Annotated in this window: 16 protein-coding genes and 2 pseudogenes; 8 read left to right on the top strand and 10 right to left on the bottom strand. The window is 33.1% G+C overall.

The window, feature by feature from the left end; translation table 11 throughout:
• The first annotated feature begins 68 nt into the window (after nt 1-68).
• The 3 genes from QQZ16_RS14720 (at nt 69) to QQZ16_RS14710 (ending at nt 3,875) form a co-directional block, all read left to right on the top strand.
• A complete protein-coding gene (locus QQZ16_RS14720) occupies nt 69-1,256 on the top strand; it encodes a spore germination protein (protein WP_342395201.1) in 1,188 nt (395 codons plus the stop codon).
• On the top strand, nt 1,253-2,419 hold the full coding sequence (locus tag QQZ16_RS14715) for a Ger(x)C family spore germination protein (RefSeq protein ID WP_284561464.1): 1,167 nt from the start codon (nt 1,253-1,255) through the stop codon (nt 2,417-2,419). Before QQZ16_RS14720 ends, QQZ16_RS14715 begins: the two co-directional genes overlap by 4 nt.
• A 95-nt stretch (nt 2,420-2,514) precedes the next feature.
• A protein-coding gene (locus QQZ16_RS14710; protein WP_109768643.1) for an IS3 family transposase occupies nt 2,515-3,875 on the top strand; the annotation gives its coding sequence in 2 pieces (ribosomal slippage) (nt 2,515-2,971 and nt 2,971-3,875; 1,362 coding nt in all).
• A gap of 132 nt (nt 3,876-4,007) precedes the next feature.
• On the opposite strand, the gene QQZ16_RS14705 is transcribed toward QQZ16_RS14710, so the two are convergent.
• From QQZ16_RS14705 to QQZ16_RS14695, 3 genes are all read right to left on the bottom strand, one after another.
• Nucleotides 4,008-4,826, bottom strand: coding sequence for an AraC family transcriptional regulator (locus QQZ16_RS14705; RefSeq protein WP_031536676.1), 819 nt, complete (start codon nt 4,824-4,826; stop codon nt 4,008-4,010).
• Between the two features lie 617 nt (nt 4,827-5,443).
• Nucleotides 5,444-5,632, bottom strand: a complete 189-nt coding sequence (locus tag QQZ16_RS14700) for a hypothetical protein (RefSeq protein WP_002081493.1) — start codon at nt 5,630-5,632, stop codon at nt 5,444-5,446.
• A 1-nt stretch (nt 5,633) separates the two neighbouring features.
• On the bottom strand, nt 5,634-6,074 hold the full coding sequence (locus QQZ16_RS14695) for an Hsp20/alpha crystallin family protein (protein ID WP_031536672.1): 441 nt from the start codon (nt 6,072-6,074) through the stop codon (nt 5,634-5,636).
• A gap of 176 nt (nt 6,075-6,250) precedes the next feature.
• On the opposite strand from QQZ16_RS14695, the gene QQZ16_RS14690 reads away from it, so the two are divergent.
• A complete protein-coding gene (locus QQZ16_RS14690) occupies nt 6,251-6,691 on the top strand; it encodes a cell wall hydrolase (protein WP_031536671.1) in 441 nt (146 codons plus the stop codon).
• 455 nt (nt 6,692-7,146) lie between these two features.
• On the opposite strand, the pseudogene QQZ16_RS14685 reads toward QQZ16_RS14690, so the two are convergent.
• Nucleotides 7,147-7,314: pseudogene (locus QQZ16_RS14685) on the bottom strand (recombinase family protein); the annotation flags it as partial.
• Between the two features lie 220 nt (nt 7,315-7,534).
• Between QQZ16_RS14685 and QQZ16_RS14680 the strand changes: the two are divergent.
• From QQZ16_RS14680 to QQZ16_RS14665, 4 genes and pseudogenes are all read left to right on the top strand, one after another.
• Nucleotides 7,535-7,741 (top strand): annotated as a pseudogene (locus QQZ16_RS14680) (3'-5' exonuclease); the annotation flags it as partial.
• A 179-nt stretch (nt 7,742-7,920) separates the two neighbouring features.
• A complete protein-coding gene (locus QQZ16_RS14675) occupies nt 7,921-8,115 on the top strand; it encodes a sporulation YhaL family protein (RefSeq protein ID WP_031536670.1) in 195 nt (64 codons plus the stop codon).
• 674 nt (nt 8,116-8,789) lie between these two features.
• Nucleotides 8,790-8,873 carry a YjcZ family sporulation protein gene (locus QQZ16_RS14670; RefSeq protein ID WP_035416275.1) on the top strand — a complete coding sequence of 28 codons (84 nt, stop codon included), beginning with the start codon at nt 8,790-8,792 and terminating at the stop codon, nt 8,871-8,873.
• 92 nt (nt 8,874-8,965) lie between these two features.
• Nucleotides 8,966-9,055, top strand: coding sequence for a YjcZ family sporulation protein (locus QQZ16_RS14665; RefSeq protein WP_035416274.1), 90 nt, complete (start codon nt 8,966-8,968; stop codon nt 9,053-9,055).
• 118 nt (nt 9,056-9,173) lie between these two features.
• Here QQZ16_RS14665 and QQZ16_RS14660 read toward each other — a convergent pair whose 3' ends face one another.
• The 6 genes from QQZ16_RS14660 to QQZ16_RS14635 form a co-directional block, all read right to left on the bottom strand.
• Complete coding sequence (locus tag QQZ16_RS14660) at nt 9,174-9,353, bottom strand: hypothetical protein (RefSeq protein ID WP_035416273.1); 180 nt, start codon at nt 9,351-9,353, stop codon at nt 9,174-9,176.
• A 216-nt stretch (nt 9,354-9,569) separates the two neighbouring features.
• Complete coding sequence (locus QQZ16_RS14655) at nt 9,570-10,118, bottom strand: DUF3267 domain-containing protein (protein ID WP_235251566.1); 549 nt, start codon at nt 10,116-10,118, stop codon at nt 9,570-9,572.
• Between the two features lie 367 nt (nt 10,119-10,485).
• Nucleotides 10,486-11,055, bottom strand: coding sequence for an HTH-type transcriptional regulator Hpr (locus tag QQZ16_RS14650; RefSeq protein ID WP_031536667.1), 570 nt, complete (start codon nt 11,053-11,055; stop codon nt 10,486-10,488).
• A 498-nt stretch (nt 11,056-11,553) separates the two neighbouring features.
• Nucleotides 11,554-11,904: a YtxH domain-containing protein gene (locus tag QQZ16_RS14645; protein ID WP_235251565.1), complete on the bottom strand. Its 351-nt coding sequence runs from the start codon at nt 11,902-11,904 to the stop codon at nt 11,554-11,556.
• 79 nt (nt 11,905-11,983) lie between these two features.
• A complete protein-coding gene (gene serC / locus QQZ16_RS14640) occupies nt 11,984-13,066 on the bottom strand; it encodes a 3-phosphoserine/phosphohydroxythreonine transaminase (protein ID WP_031536665.1) in 1,083 nt (360 codons plus the stop codon).
• Between the two features lie 312 nt (nt 13,067-13,378).
• Nucleotides 13,379-13,801: an HIT family protein gene (locus tag QQZ16_RS14635; RefSeq protein WP_031536664.1), complete on the bottom strand. Its 423-nt coding sequence runs from the start codon at nt 13,799-13,801 to the stop codon at nt 13,379-13,381.
• Nucleotides 13,802-13,939: the final 138 nt, after the last annotated feature.

Genomic DNA, 13,939 nt, shown 5'->3' with positions numbered 1-13,939 from the left:
GGACTGTAATAGATAGACTCGCTTGGATTCAACCTGTTTTTAGTACGCATAAATAAACACCAACTTAAATAATTAATAAGTCTATTATAACCTATTTTATCCGTTGGTGTTATTTATTCCGTGTAAGTTTTTTTTCTGTCAGTGCATCCAATAAACCAAACCGTTCAACTGAACAATCCAATTACGAGGTATCTATTCGTGGCCCAAGAGATAATTTCACAGAGGATATCTCAACAAATATTGCACTAATTCGAAAAAGACTAAGGTCGCCAACGCTATCTTATCAAACTTATACGATAGGAACAAGAACTCAAACTAAGGTGGGATTATTATATCTAGAAGATGTGGTTAATACGGAGATGCTGGATACTATTCGGGAACGATTATCTAATGTTGAAATTGATGGAATTATTAGTTCAACTCAATTGCAGGAGATGGTTTCCAAACAATCACTTTCTATTTTCCCACTTTCTACTGATACATCCAGACCTGACTTTGCAGTTGAATGTTTATTACAAGGTAGAGTAATCATAGTAGTAGATGGCTCACCATTAGTCATTATTGCTCCTGTAACCATTACTTTTTTAATTAAAGCAGCAGAGGATTCACATTTTAATTATTTACCCATTTCATTAGCTCGATTTTATAGATGGGTGGGATTTCTTCTAGCTGTCTACTTACCCGGGTTTTGGATGGCATTGCTTGCATACCATCAAGATCAAATTCCTTTTCCTCTTCTTGCGACTGTAACTGTTGCAAGATCGGGGTTGCCATTTCCTGCACCATTAGAACTTGTGATCGTTTTATTCCTGTTTGAAATATTCCGTGAAGCTGGTCAAAGATTACCTTCCCCTCTTGGACAAACTCTCTCCGTCGTTGGGGGACTCATTGTTGGAGACGCTGCAATTCGGTCGGGTTTTATTTCTCCTTCGGTGGTCGTTATTACGGCTCTTTCTGCCATCTCAGGGTATACACTAGTGAACCAAATATTAGCAAGTTCAATATCTATTCTTAGAGGATGTGTTCTTGTTTGCTCGATTTTTATGGGTTTATACGGTTTTATGTTGGGAGGATTTATGATTGTCATTTATATGGCAAGGTTACGTTCTTTCGGAATCCCTTACTTAGCTTTAGTATTTCCGAAGTCTAGTTCAGATCTTTTCAAAGCACTATTTCGGTTACCATGGAAAAGTTATAGAGAACGTGTTAGTTATGTTCGTACGCGGGATAGTACAAAGACGGATGAAGGGGAGTGACAATCCTGAAACTACGTAGGTTCTTTTTAATTAGCATACTAACTCTCTTTAGTCTGGTATTATCGGGATGTTGGAATATCAAAGAAATACAAGATATTTACTATGTTGCAGCACTTGGAATTGACTATAAAGATGAAAAATATATAGCTTATGTTCAATTACTGGACTTTTCTAATGTGGCTAGACTAGAAGGTGCTAGACCTGATAAACAGCCACCGGTTTGGATTGGGAGAGGTGAAGGAATTACGATGACAGAAGCGTTAAATCAATTATACAAGGATTCACAACAAAGCCTTTTTTGGGGACATGTGTCTACATTGATTTTGAGTAATACATTACTTGAGCAAGATATCAAATCCTCTATTGATTTTATAAATCGATATAGAGAAATACGATATAATGTCCAATTTTATGTTACAAATGAATCCGTTGAAGATGTACTTAAAACAAAATCATTTTTCACTTTATCTGGACTCTCGACGATTCTTCACGAACCAAATGCAAGTTATAAGCAAAGATCCTACATACAACCCATTCAATTTTTCCAATTTATTCGAGATAGCAATCCTGTTGGGCAAACAGCTTTCATTCCTTCAATAAAAATATCCACTGAAAATTGGAAAGAGGAAGATAAAAAAGCACCATTGTTAAGAAATGACGGTGCTGTCTTTATAAGAAATAACCATCTACAGGGATGGCTTTCTAAATCTGATTTAAACGGTCTAAGATGGATAGATGAAAAAACTGTTCGATCTCCTTTATGGATAGTTGAGGATGATCAACCAGTTGTTTCTATAGTATTAGAAAAACCAAAGGTGAGGATAACTCCAGTTATTACTAACGAACAAGTGAGATATAACATTAACGTATCCTTACAAGCCGGAATAAACGAAAAGTTAAAAGAAATTAGTGAAAACAAGTTAGTTGTTAACACTAAAAAAATAATAAGAGATGAGATTTTAAAGACTTTTGAAAAAGGAGTGGAGATAAATTCAGATGTTTATAGGTTAGGTGAAATATTATATCGGGAGAACCCTCAGAGATGGAATCAAGAGATAAAAGAAAAGCCATTTTTTTTAAATAAGGATAGTATCGAGCATATCAACATTCAAGTTAAGTTAGTGAACTCAGGAAAATTGAAATACCAAGAAAGTCATTATTAGAGTGATTTAGCCAAATTTCACAAAAGTCAATTCTTTATGTATGAACTGCACCCCAATTGTTAGACACAACTAACAATTGGAGGTGCAGTTTTTTTATGGCAAAGTTTTCTCCAGAAGAAAAAATACAGGCAGTAAAACAATATTTAAATGGAAATGAAGGAGGAAAATCAGTTGCTGAATTTATAGGTGTTCATCCGAGTATTCTTCACCAGTGGATTAAACAATATGAGTACTTTGGTGAAGATGCTTTTGAAAAGCGCTATACATCCTATCCCGCAAAGTTTAAACTAGATGTACTCAATTATATGAACGAACAAGGGACGTCTATCAGGGATACAGCAGCGATTTTTAATATTCCATCTTATGAAACGGTTCGAAAATGGAAAGTTGCTTATGAAACAAAAGGATATGATGCCCTACAACCAAAGAAAAAGGGGCGACTATCTTTGAAGAATGACAATCAAGAATTACCGAAAAAACAAGAACAGACTGAAGGATCAATGGAAGCACTTCAGAAGGAATTAGAACATCTACGTATGGAAAATGCGTATTTAAAAAAGTTGAATGCCTTAGTTCAAAACAAGGGAAAATCACCAAACAAGACAAAGCGCAAGTAGTCTATGAATTAAGGCATGAATTTCCGGTGAAAGCACTTATAAAGCTCGCAAGCATTCCACGCAGCACATATTATTATTGGGTGAAAAACTTCAGTCGTCCCGATCCTGATGCAGAGCTGAAAGTATTGATTCAAACGATTTTTGAGGAAAATGATAGCTGTTATGGATATCGCCGTATTCGTGATGAACTTAGAAATCGCGGACATAAGGTCAACCATAAGAAAGTACAGCGTATCATGAAAGAATTAGGGATAAAATGTCAGGTTCGGATGAAAAAATATAAATCTTATAAAGGAACGGTTGGAAAAATTGCACCCAATATTTTAGATCGCAATTTTAAAGCTGAAAAACCAAATCAAAAATGGGTTACGGATATAACAGAGTTTAAGTTATTTGGAGAAAAGTTATATTTGTCACCTATTTTAGACTTATTTAACGGGGAGATCATTACCTATACCATCGGCTCAAGACCGACCTACTCTCTTGTTTCTACAATGTTAGATCAGGCTTTTGAACGTTTAAGAGACGATGATACCCTCCTCATTCATTCGGATCAAGGCTGGCACTACCAAATGAAGCAATATCGTCATTCTCTTAGTGAACGGGGTGTTACACAAAGTATGTCTCGCAAAGGGAACTGTTACGATAACGCAGTTATAGAAAACTTCTTTGGCATCATGAAATCAGAATTTCTTTATCGAAAAGAATTTGAAAGTATAGAACACTTTAAGAAAGAACTACAAAAATATATAAATTACTATAATCACAAACGAATCAAGGCAAAATTAAAAGGCATGAGCCCGGTACAATACCGAGTTCATGCCCTGCAAGCCGCCTAACGAAATAACCTGTCTAACTTTATGGGGTCACTTCAGTATGGAATTGACTTTTTAATTATATTTCTGATAGCGTATAATATTTGCGTTTCGTCTGCAGAGTCCCATAAACACATTCTATTACTGAATATGAATTTACTTCGGGATAACAGGGACCCAGAGTTCGTGTCTTGGTTTATGCTTCGGACCGTAATAACATTCTATACAAGGTAAATTTGCAAGTTCATACTCGGAGTTAGGAACCCACTCGGTATATAAACGTTTCCATGCATCTACTATGTTCGGAAATACTGCCCATGTACTTGCGGGTATAATAAGCGTCTCCATATTTTCAGGGGATTCCCCATCGTATCTTACGCCCATGAAATAGGAAAATTCTTCATCTGTTATGGCGGCTTCTTTTCCGCAAACCCCCAGAAGGCTTTCAAGCGTGCATTTTGGATTTTTCCATGACATAGCTACTAGTTCTTGCATAAATCCATCTTTTTTCGCGGTGTTCCAAAGCGTAGGGATTGTTTTAAATGCTCTGCTTGTTTTTACTGGCTTACTTTTTCCTACAATTCTTAATTCAAAATCAAGGTTTTCAATTCTGTAATCCATCTCGGTATCTCCTTTAATAGTAATTTGAAAGGATATTCTGGGAAAGGCTTTTAACTGTACCCCTCTATTATGAGCATTGGAAGGGGTTACTCCATGCATTTTTTGAAAAGCACGTGAGAAAGTATCAGAAGAAACATAACCATATTTAACTGCCACATCGATGATCCGAATTTCACTTTTTTGAATTTCAAATGCTGCGAGTGTTAACCGTCTACGTCTAATATATTTTGAGAGCGATACACCTGAGATTGAAGAGAACATTCTTGAAAAGTGAAACTCGGAAAATTTAGCTACTTTTGCAGTTTCTTTGTAGTCTATTTCTTTATTTTCAATGAAGTTTAACGCATGGTTCATTCTTTTAGCCAATTGTGAACATCAAGTAGAATGACACAATTTCTGCTATAATAACTGAAACACATTACTGGAAGTTATCATTCACATTTTATAGTGAATTGCATCCTCTAATAACAAGACATCTGTTAATCATTTTCTGATTTTATAAGGCAAAGATAAGTAACAAAGAGACAATAATCCATTTTAATAAGTAAAATAATGTATTTTTGAGCTTTCTATATGTAGTTATTGAATTAAAACAGTTTAGTTAAAGTACATTTATTTGCATACTTATTTTCAACAATGTAATTCAAGAAGAAGTAGAAAAAGAAATTACCTCTATGCAATAATAAGCAAGGAATGGGGGGGATAAGTTATCCTTATGTTAAATACTATCTACCGAGGTAATTAATTGAACGAAGTTTGAATTTATTCAAAATAAATACCCTGTATTACTCTAGTATAATAGATTTGGTTCTTACAACAATCTATACATAGTTTCTTATGTATCTTTAGGTGAAAACTCACAAAAAATAAAGAAAATACAGTAAGGGCATTTTTTTTACCTCTTAACTTTGTTACAACAATAGGGATGCCAAATTCGACACCCCCTTGTTTAGATAGTTCTAATCGGAAGATTAGTTAATATTGTTTTTAATATATGATGACTTAATGTTATGAGCAAGTTCATCTAATATAGCTTTCTTCTTATTATTTGAAGAATGACAAGTTAATATAAGCAAATCCACTAATTCTGGTTGCATATTAGATATCTCCTGCAAATAATCCTTATCAAATTCTTTCATAACTTCATATAATTTGCTCATTTTAATGAAATTCCACATCAATTTTCTTTTTATTATTTGGTGTAGTCTTTAACATTTTTACTTCTAATACACCATTTTTATAGGTTGCTGATACTCCCTCGGTAGATACAAGACTCGGAAGTGTTATAGCTCGGTGAAAACTACCTGTGTAACGTTCTTTTCTATACATATTTTTTTCTTTTGTTTCATTTGTTTTGTTTATAGAACCGCTAATCGATAATACATTATTTTCAATATCAATGTTTACGTCTTCTTTTTTCTCAAGTCCCGGTATATCACAAGTTGCAACAACTTCATTTTCACTTTCATGCACATCTACCTTAATACTTCCAAAGTGCTCTTTGTCCCCACTAAAATCAAACGGTAGGTCAGAAAAGATACGGTCAAAATCTCTTCTTATATTTACTAATTGTCTAAATGGGTCATAAGGTGTTAATGCCATAGTTACATTCCTCCTTCATTTATCATTCATATTCTCTTCATTTCTCATGAAATTATTAGCTTATGTATTATTTTCCTGATTTTTTCACAATTCATTTTAACTCGCTCATTAGTAAACTTCAACAAGGTATTTCTGATGAACAACGTTCATATAATTAGATATAGGGAGTGATAAAAGTGCCACGAGTAAAATATACCGAAAGTGATGTTGCATTGATGGCAAGGATGATGAGAGCAGAAGCTGAAGGAGAAGGACGACTAGGGATGCTTATGGTTGGTAATGTCATTGTAAACCGACTAAAAGCAGATTGTTTAGATTTTTTAAATTTAAGGTCAATAAGGGACGTGATTTTTCAAGTACAAGGAGGAAATTATTCTTTTGAAGCAGTACAAAAAGGGAATGTTTTTTATCAAGGTGCAAGAGATGTCGAAAAAAGATTAGCACGAAAAGCATTAGATTATTGGAGAGAGCATCCTTCTAAATATGCTCTTTGGTATTTCAATCCATATGGTAAATGCCCACCTACTTGGTACGCTCAACCATTAGCAGGTCAATATAAACAACATTGTTATTATGAACCCCAAGCTAATACATGCGAAAGCGTTTATAGATGGTAAAGCAGCATACGAATTGATATGTATTAATAAATAATTTGTTATCGATTATTAAGCTTGTATCGAAGATTTCAAAGAATCATTGTTACAAGCTTATATTACTTGCTTATCTTCAATAGTCGTGTCTTTTAAAACGATTAGGGATTCAATCCTTGTTGTAGATAAGGTCTCGTTATCTTAATATAGTACTTGTACTTTTTTTGCTCCATCTCCATCTGAAAATGAACGCATCCGTTAGTGAAGTAAAGTTATCGCTTCAGCCTCCAACTGATACCATTTTTCCACTGTAATATTCATCTAAGTTATCCCACTAATTTTTAGACTCTGACTTTAGATAGTTATAAATACATTCTTCCATAGAAAAAGGACCTTTTGTTTTAAAGTAAAGATTGTACGGGAGGAAACTTATGATTGGTGTGACCGCTTGAAAGAGATGCCACAGTTTTTGCTTATTAAGATTCTAGCCATGTATCCTTGAGTGATTTTAAGCTATCCTTTTTCCTTCGAATTAAATCAATCAATTCAAATAAGTACTGTGTACTCCGATTGATTCGGGTTGAGTCAGTAACAAAAATAATGTCACCTTCCTGTAGATCCTCTAACATTTTTTGAAGTTGCTCGCGCTCCTATGTTGCGACTCTACTGATATATAATTGAACAAATAAATTAAAAATTTACAGAAACAGGATGTTGCGGAATGAAAATTGCCAAAGGTAGAGAATTGCTTACACCTGAATAGAGGTAGGCTCTATAAATCTTTACTTTTTCTCACTATATATGAGAAAAATGCAAGAGAAGTATTGAAACTACTATATATTTAATATTTTTCTCACTTTATATATATAGATAATCAGCCATCACGGAAAGCCTGAATGGGGAAGTCCAAAAGCTCCGTTAATTAAAGAAGCGGAAATCTTACACTATATTGATAACTTAGATGCAAAAATGAATATGCTGGATCGAGTATTAGATCGAGTGAAACCAGGGGAATTTACGGAAAGAGTTTTTCCGTTAGAAAACCGTTCCTTTTACAAACCAACATTTCATAAATAAAAAGACTAGGATGAGTTCACTGAGTTCTCATCCTTTTTTTTGCATCCCAAAGATAAATGCTGCTTTTGCTAATCAAGTAATGTAATTTCTTGCAAAAAAGCCGATAAGAGGGAATAATCTAGTTTTTCTAGCATAGGATGAAATAAAAGATAGAAATTACTAGAAAGGGGTAATTTTCAATGCTAGGAATTCCACTTTGGGTTATTTTTGTATTGGGAGGAATTGCAATTAGTGCGATTATGGCTGTTAAAACTGGAAAAGAGGATAGAGCAATTGAAAATGAAATAATTGAACGGGAAGGAGAGGTTTATATGAAAAGACTAGAAGAGGAGAAAAAACGTAGAGATGGAGAAGTGAGGGTGTATGAGAATTAAACAACTGCTTGAAGTTTCTATTTAACTCTTTTTTTACAGTGGTAAATGGCAGTAAACTGTCTGTAAATAATTCGATTGGTTCAACTAACCAAACCAATAGTGTGATAGGAAAAAATCACCGTTGAGGGAAGTTTTACTTTCTTTGATACAAAGGATTAAATGTATAAGATTCATTCCTAAATAGCGTTTCTTCGTTTAATGGAAATGAATTTTGTAGATTGGATTCTTTGTTTTTTTATGTCTTTTCCATAAAGTTATTTGAGATGCTATTTTTTTGCGCCTTCCATTCCTTATAAAAAAATGGGTATATGTCCTGTTCCGAATTTAGGGCGAATACATATGATAAATTGAGCTTGAAAAAGAGCTCAAAGAATTCGCGTTAAGCAAATTCATAAGGTTGTTACGGTTTATATGGCAAAAGATGAAGTGAGAGTGGTAATACAGTACAAAGTATTATAAATATTAGTTCATTCTTTTATGGAGGATCTAAAATAAGATCTGTGGCTAACAAGTGACCAATAACATCCAATAGGGACGGACGAATATTGATAAAAAACAAATTTAGAATAAGTTGGTTATGGTTGTATGGAAGCCAATAAATAAAAGAAAGTAGAAAAACCGAAACACCATGTAATTTTTAAACAAATGGTAGCAACCTTAAAGGAGGTGTTACTATGGGTAACGTATACGGCGGAGGTTTTGCCTTAATCGTTGTATTGTTTATCTTATTAGTTATCGTTGGCGCTGCATGGCTGTAAGCTATAATAGCGTATAAAGGCAATCTTACTAGGATGAGTGCCTATTTATGCGCCAAAGAACAACTGGAACGATAGAGAGAGGAGGAATCTTCATGTCTGGTGGAGGAGTTTACGGTGGAGGCTTTGCTTTATTAGTAGTACTATTCATCTTATTAGTAATCATCGGAGCAGCTTGGCTATAAGTTGATCTGAAGGCATATAAAAAGAAGCAAGTGTAATAGTCTGTTTGGACTGCTATTACATTGCTTCTTTTCTACATATCTCCGTATATAAGACAGAGTTTGTTTAGTTAAAAAAATCTTAAAAAAGAATATCTACATAGGAAGAAATCAAAAGAATGGTAATAAGAACATTTATCGTTCGAAAGACTTTTGGTTGTTTTTCTTCAGGAATTTCTTTTTGTAAACATAGGGCATTTGTTAGTCTATTAATATTATATAAAATAAAAATAGCTAAAATAATGAAAATGGAGATCATCATTGATTCCCTCCTTTAAGCAGAATTTATTGTATGATATTTACATTATCAAATAACAGGACAAAAAGATAGTATTATCAACTATTTTAGGCAGTAAACTTAGATTCTTCGTCAGAAGGATTTTTTGCCTCCTTACAATCTATCTTTCTAGGAGGCTAGAAAATCAGTCGTTCTAGTTTTATCTCATTATATGTTTGGTAAAACAATAATAGTATCCATTTAAGATAATTCACTTACATTATTTATTAATATCTCAAATCCATCCTCGTTTTCTTCTACATAGCAAGAACGTGGTGATTTCCAGAGGTTTTTTATCCGAATGAAATCTGGAACACAAATACCTGTATGATAAGCGAAAATCATTAAAAAATAATGAACATAGCTCGTGAAAAGGAAGCAAGATACAAGTAATAATCCACTAATGATGACAAAAGGTAAAATTAGTGCGAATTGAAATTGAATTTTTCCGATTGGTTCTTTTACTTGAATGTGTAAAACAGGTAAAAATTGTACATTCCATGTTTTCTTAATTTTATCCCCTAAATGAATCATTGGTAATAAATGCAATAATTTGTGTAAAGGATATATAAGCAATATAGATGTCATAAATAATAAAAAATAATCGTCAGAAAGTTTGTTATTTGCAAAATAGGTTGTTATTGGTACATATAAGAAAAGAAAACAACCAATCGTTGTCATAGAAGACAAAATAAATAGGCGCTGCGTTCCATATTTTTTATGGAAGTTGACAGTCTTCCAACAGTTCATGTTAATACCCTCCATAGGGAGAAATTTTTAGCTACTTTTAATAATAAATTCTCGCTTGAATAACTAATAATTGGAAGAATATCTTTTTCTTTTTCTTATCTTGCGTTTAATCAAGCAAACTTACCTTGATACTTTACGACGAAAAGAGTAAAAAATCAATAGGCTCTTAATACAAATTTATGACATTTATTAAAAATATTATTTGCAAACAGAAAAATATCATGCTTTATATGTATTTTACTTACATTTGTAAAACTTATTTAAATTTTCCGAAAAAAAGATAAGAAAGCAACCTGCTCTCTTATCTTTTTTACCACCGGTCAAGAATGTCCCAAACCTAGAGTCCTATTCCCCAATTTCTATTTCTCTATTTAGAATATACTGGATCTTTTTTCTTTAGATGTCCTTCATCCTCTTCCAAAATATCGTCAAGATTAGAAAAGGATTTTTCGAAAATTTCAATAAAATCGTCTCCATAAATATGTTTAACGATTGTCATCATTTCTAGAAGCTCTGGAAACTTTCCATATAGATTTTTGATTGGCAAGGAGGCGGATAATGCTGAGCTATTATTTGGATTATAATCTTCCATAATTTGAACAAATACTTCTTTCCCTTTATCTGTAAGGCAAATATACGTATTTCTTTTGTCATTTTCTTTTTTCGAGAATTGTAGTAGTCCTCTTTCTTCTAATTTCTTCGAAAAATTAAATGCTGTTGAGACATGCATTACTCCGAAATTTGCTACATCTGAAATAGATGCTCCGTTTAGCTGGTAAGCAATCCAAAGTATGTGGTGCTCATTAATGTTCAAATCATACGGTTTAATCCAGCTTTGCCAATCTTTCTCGATTGCCTTCCATAATGCTTTGCTAAGTTGTCCGATTCTTTGAGTAAAGAGTAAAGCATCCTTCATTGAAATCTGACTTTCATTCATCCACAATCACCTACTTTTCTGTTATCTATAAACATTATGCCAATAAAACAAAAATTAATAAAGATAAAAATTAACAAAATTTTTAGAAATAAGAATTTTTATTTAAAGTAAGCGCTTACTTGAATAGATATGTAAAAAAGTAAATAAAAATTCATGTATTTGTTTAGACATATTTGAGGAAATAAAGTTTGGGAAGGATAGAAAAAAATGAAAGTGGGGAGATTACCTGTCAAAAAAATTATGGATTAGGAAAAAAGAAGGGAGAAGTTTTTTTGGAGAGTGAATAAGAAATTAATTGTTGAAAAAGAGAAGTAAAAAAATGGAATGTGATAATTGGTAGAAAAAGGACTAGGAAAATTATATGCGAATAAAGATTTAACATTGTTGCGTTAGAAAAAGTGACATAACTAAGGCGATTTTGAATAGATAAAAAAATGGAGGGATTCCTTGTTAGAAAACCTCCATTTTTTAAAAAATTTTTGCCATGTGAAGACTAAGCTATTTTAAATCATTTTCTAACTCATTAATGGTTGATTGTAATTCATCGAGTTCCTGTTGAAGTAATTCCTGATGTGGCTTAATTTCTTCTTTCCACGTATCTAAGGATAGTTTAAGGTCTTCAATAAAGTCGCTTAAAATTGTTTTTCCTTCTACAGTAACAGTTTTAATGGAATCTTTTATTTCATTTAAATCGATTTTTAATTCTTGAATATGTTGTAGAAAAGCTTTTCCATTATCATTGCAGACTCTTCTCACTTCTTTTCCTGAGTAAGGAGTTGTCAGTAAGGTAGTAATTCCAGCTGCAATTCCTCCAATTAAAAATCCTGATAAGAATGATTTTGCGCTCATTTGCTAACACCTCGCTCTTTTTCCTTATTATAACGTAATCAAGTTATCATTACTATTTTTAAGGATATTTCGTAATTTTTTAGAGGTGATTGTTTTGAAAATCCTTCATAAATTTAGCTAGTTCGACAACATGTTCCAGTGGAACAGCATTGTATATAGAAGCTCGGCAACCTCCAACAGATCGATGACCGTTTAGACCAACAAATCCTGCTTCCTTTGCTTCCTGTAAGAAGGCCTTTGTAAGCTTTTCTGACGGCAAAGTGAAGGTTACGTTCATTTTTGAACGGCTCTTTTCTTCTGCATGTCCTCGGTAAAAACCATTACTTTGATCCATAACATTATATAATTGCTGTGCTTTTTCCTTATTTATGTTAGCTATTCCTTCGATACCACCTTGTTGTTTCACCCATTTTAGTACTAGAGATAAAAGATAAATACCTAAAGTAGGAGGGGTATTGAATAATGAATTATTCTTAGCATGTGTATGATAACTTAACATAGTTGGCAAAGTGTTATCTTCTTTAATTAAATCTTTTCGAATGATAACTACCGTTACGCCAGAAGGTCCAAGATTTTTTTGGGCACCGGCATATATAATGCCAAATTGTGATACATCAATTGGTGTACTTAAAATATCACTGGACATATCAGCTATTAAAGGTACAGATAAATTTGTTGGATAATTGCTCCATTGAGTTCCATAAATCGTATTGTTGCTTGTAATATGCAGATAAGCAGCATCCTTTGGCAATTCAATTTGTTCAGGATTCGGAATATATGTGTAGTTATCCTCTTTACTAGATACTGAAATTGCTGTATTGCCAAGTTTAGCGGCTTCTTTGATTGCCTTTTCTGACCATACGCCAGTCAGTGCGTAATAGGCCGTTTTATTTTTCGGAAGCAAGTTCATTGGTACCATCGTAAATTGAAGACTTGCTCCTCCTTGTAAAAAAAGAATGTCATAATTATCTGGTATGGAAAGTAGAGACGTAAGGAGCTCTTTTGCTTCATTATGTACAGCCTCATAGTCTTTGCTGCGATGGCTTAATTCCATTAAAGACATTCCTGTATCATTAAAATTCAGCCAATGCTCCTTTGCCTCTTGTAGAACCCATTCAGGTAAAGCAGCTGGACCTGCATTAAAATTATATGCTCTTTTCAACGTTCTTTCCTCCTAAATTCACTTTTTCAATTAGTAATGTGGTAAAGACAAAAAGATTACCCTTATACTAACAAATTCCGCTGATTTGTACAGATTAAAAAACACCTTTTTTGAAAAAATGAGAATTTTTCAAAATGGTGTTTTGGGGTTTTGTGCTATTAAAAAAATATTTTCCCCAGCTTCGAAAATGTTTATAGTTGATACGATAGGGGAGAAAGAACGAATGAGATGAAATGGAAATTATTATTATATAGCTTTTGGAAAAAATGAATTTTTTAAGAAATATCTTTACTCGCTGTTACTTTTGTCTCTTTACTTCACTTTTTCTTTAATTTTATCCGCAATTTCTGTTAATTCTTCATTTGAATATCCGTCGAAATTTGTTTTCCATACTGCACCGAATCCATCCCCTTTTCCGTATCTTGGTATGAGATGCATATGATAATGGAAAACAGACTGTCCCGCTTTTTCGCCATTATTATTTAAAAGATTTAACCCAATTGGTTCATAAGCCTCTTTAATTGCGGATGCAATACTTGGTACCACTTCAAACAGATTGCTTGCTATTTCAGGGGTTAATTCGTAAATATCTTTCGCATGTTTTTTAGGTATCACCAATGTATGTCCCTTTGTTACCTGGCTTATATCTAAGAAAGCCATAACATGTTCATTTTCAAAAACTTTTTTAGATGGAATTTCTCCAGCGATTATTTTGCAAAAAATGCAGTCACTCATAAAAAAACCTTCCTTCATTATGTATTACCAATATTTTAACACAGGAGCTATTTTAATGAACACCAAAAGGAAAGAGGGTGCCTTGTAAGGAGCCTCTTATCATAAATGTTCCAAGTGAGAAGTTTAAGTTAACTCCTT

It is taken from the genome of Bacillus sp. T2.9-1, from assembly GCF_950097965.1.
GTDB lineage: Bacteria > Bacillota > Bacilli > Bacillales > Cytobacillaceae > Niallia > Niallia hominis.
The sequence above is the reverse complement of the archived record's forward strand: the minus strand, read 5'-3'. Positions and strand labels throughout refer to the sequence as shown.

Coding starts and splice junctions, on each gene's coding strand:
- QQZ16_RS14705 (WP_031536676.1), bottom strand. CDS start 4,826: ATGAACCATGCGTTAAACTTCATTGAAAATAAAGAAATAGACTACAAA.
- QQZ16_RS14700 (WP_002081493.1), bottom strand. CDS start 5,632: ATGAGCAAATTATATGAAGTTATGAAAGAATTTGATAAGGATTATTTG.
- QQZ16_RS14695 (WP_031536672.1), bottom strand. CDS start 6,074: ATGGCATTAACACCTTATGACCCATTTAGACAATTAGTAAATATAAGA.
- QQZ16_RS14675 (WP_031536670.1), top strand. CDS start 7,921: ATGCTAGGAATTCCACTTTGGGTTATTTTTGTATTGGGAGGAATTGCA.
- QQZ16_RS14670 (WP_035416275.1), top strand. CDS start 8,790: ATGGGTAACGTATACGGCGGAGGTTTTGCCTTAATCGTTGTATTGTTT.
- QQZ16_RS14665 (WP_035416274.1), top strand. CDS start 8,966: ATGTCTGGTGGAGGAGTTTACGGTGGAGGCTTTGCTTTATTAGTAGTA.
- QQZ16_RS14660 (WP_035416273.1), bottom strand. CDS start 9,353: ATGATGATCTCCATTTTCATTATTTTAGCTATTTTTATTTTATATAAT.
- QQZ16_RS14655 (WP_235251566.1), bottom strand. CDS start 10,118: ATGAACTGTTGGAAGACTGTCAACTTCCATAAAAAATATGGAACGCAG.
- QQZ16_RS14650 (WP_031536667.1), bottom strand. CDS start 11,055: ATGAATGAAAGTCAGATTTCAATGAAGGATGCTTTACTCTTTACTCAA.
- QQZ16_RS14645 (WP_235251565.1), bottom strand. CDS start 11,904: ATGAGCGCAAAATCATTCTTATCAGGATTTTTAATTGGAGGAATTGCA.
- QQZ16_RS14635 (WP_031536664.1), bottom strand. CDS start 13,801: ATGAGTGACTGCATTTTTTGCAAAATAATCGCTGGAGAAATTCCATCT.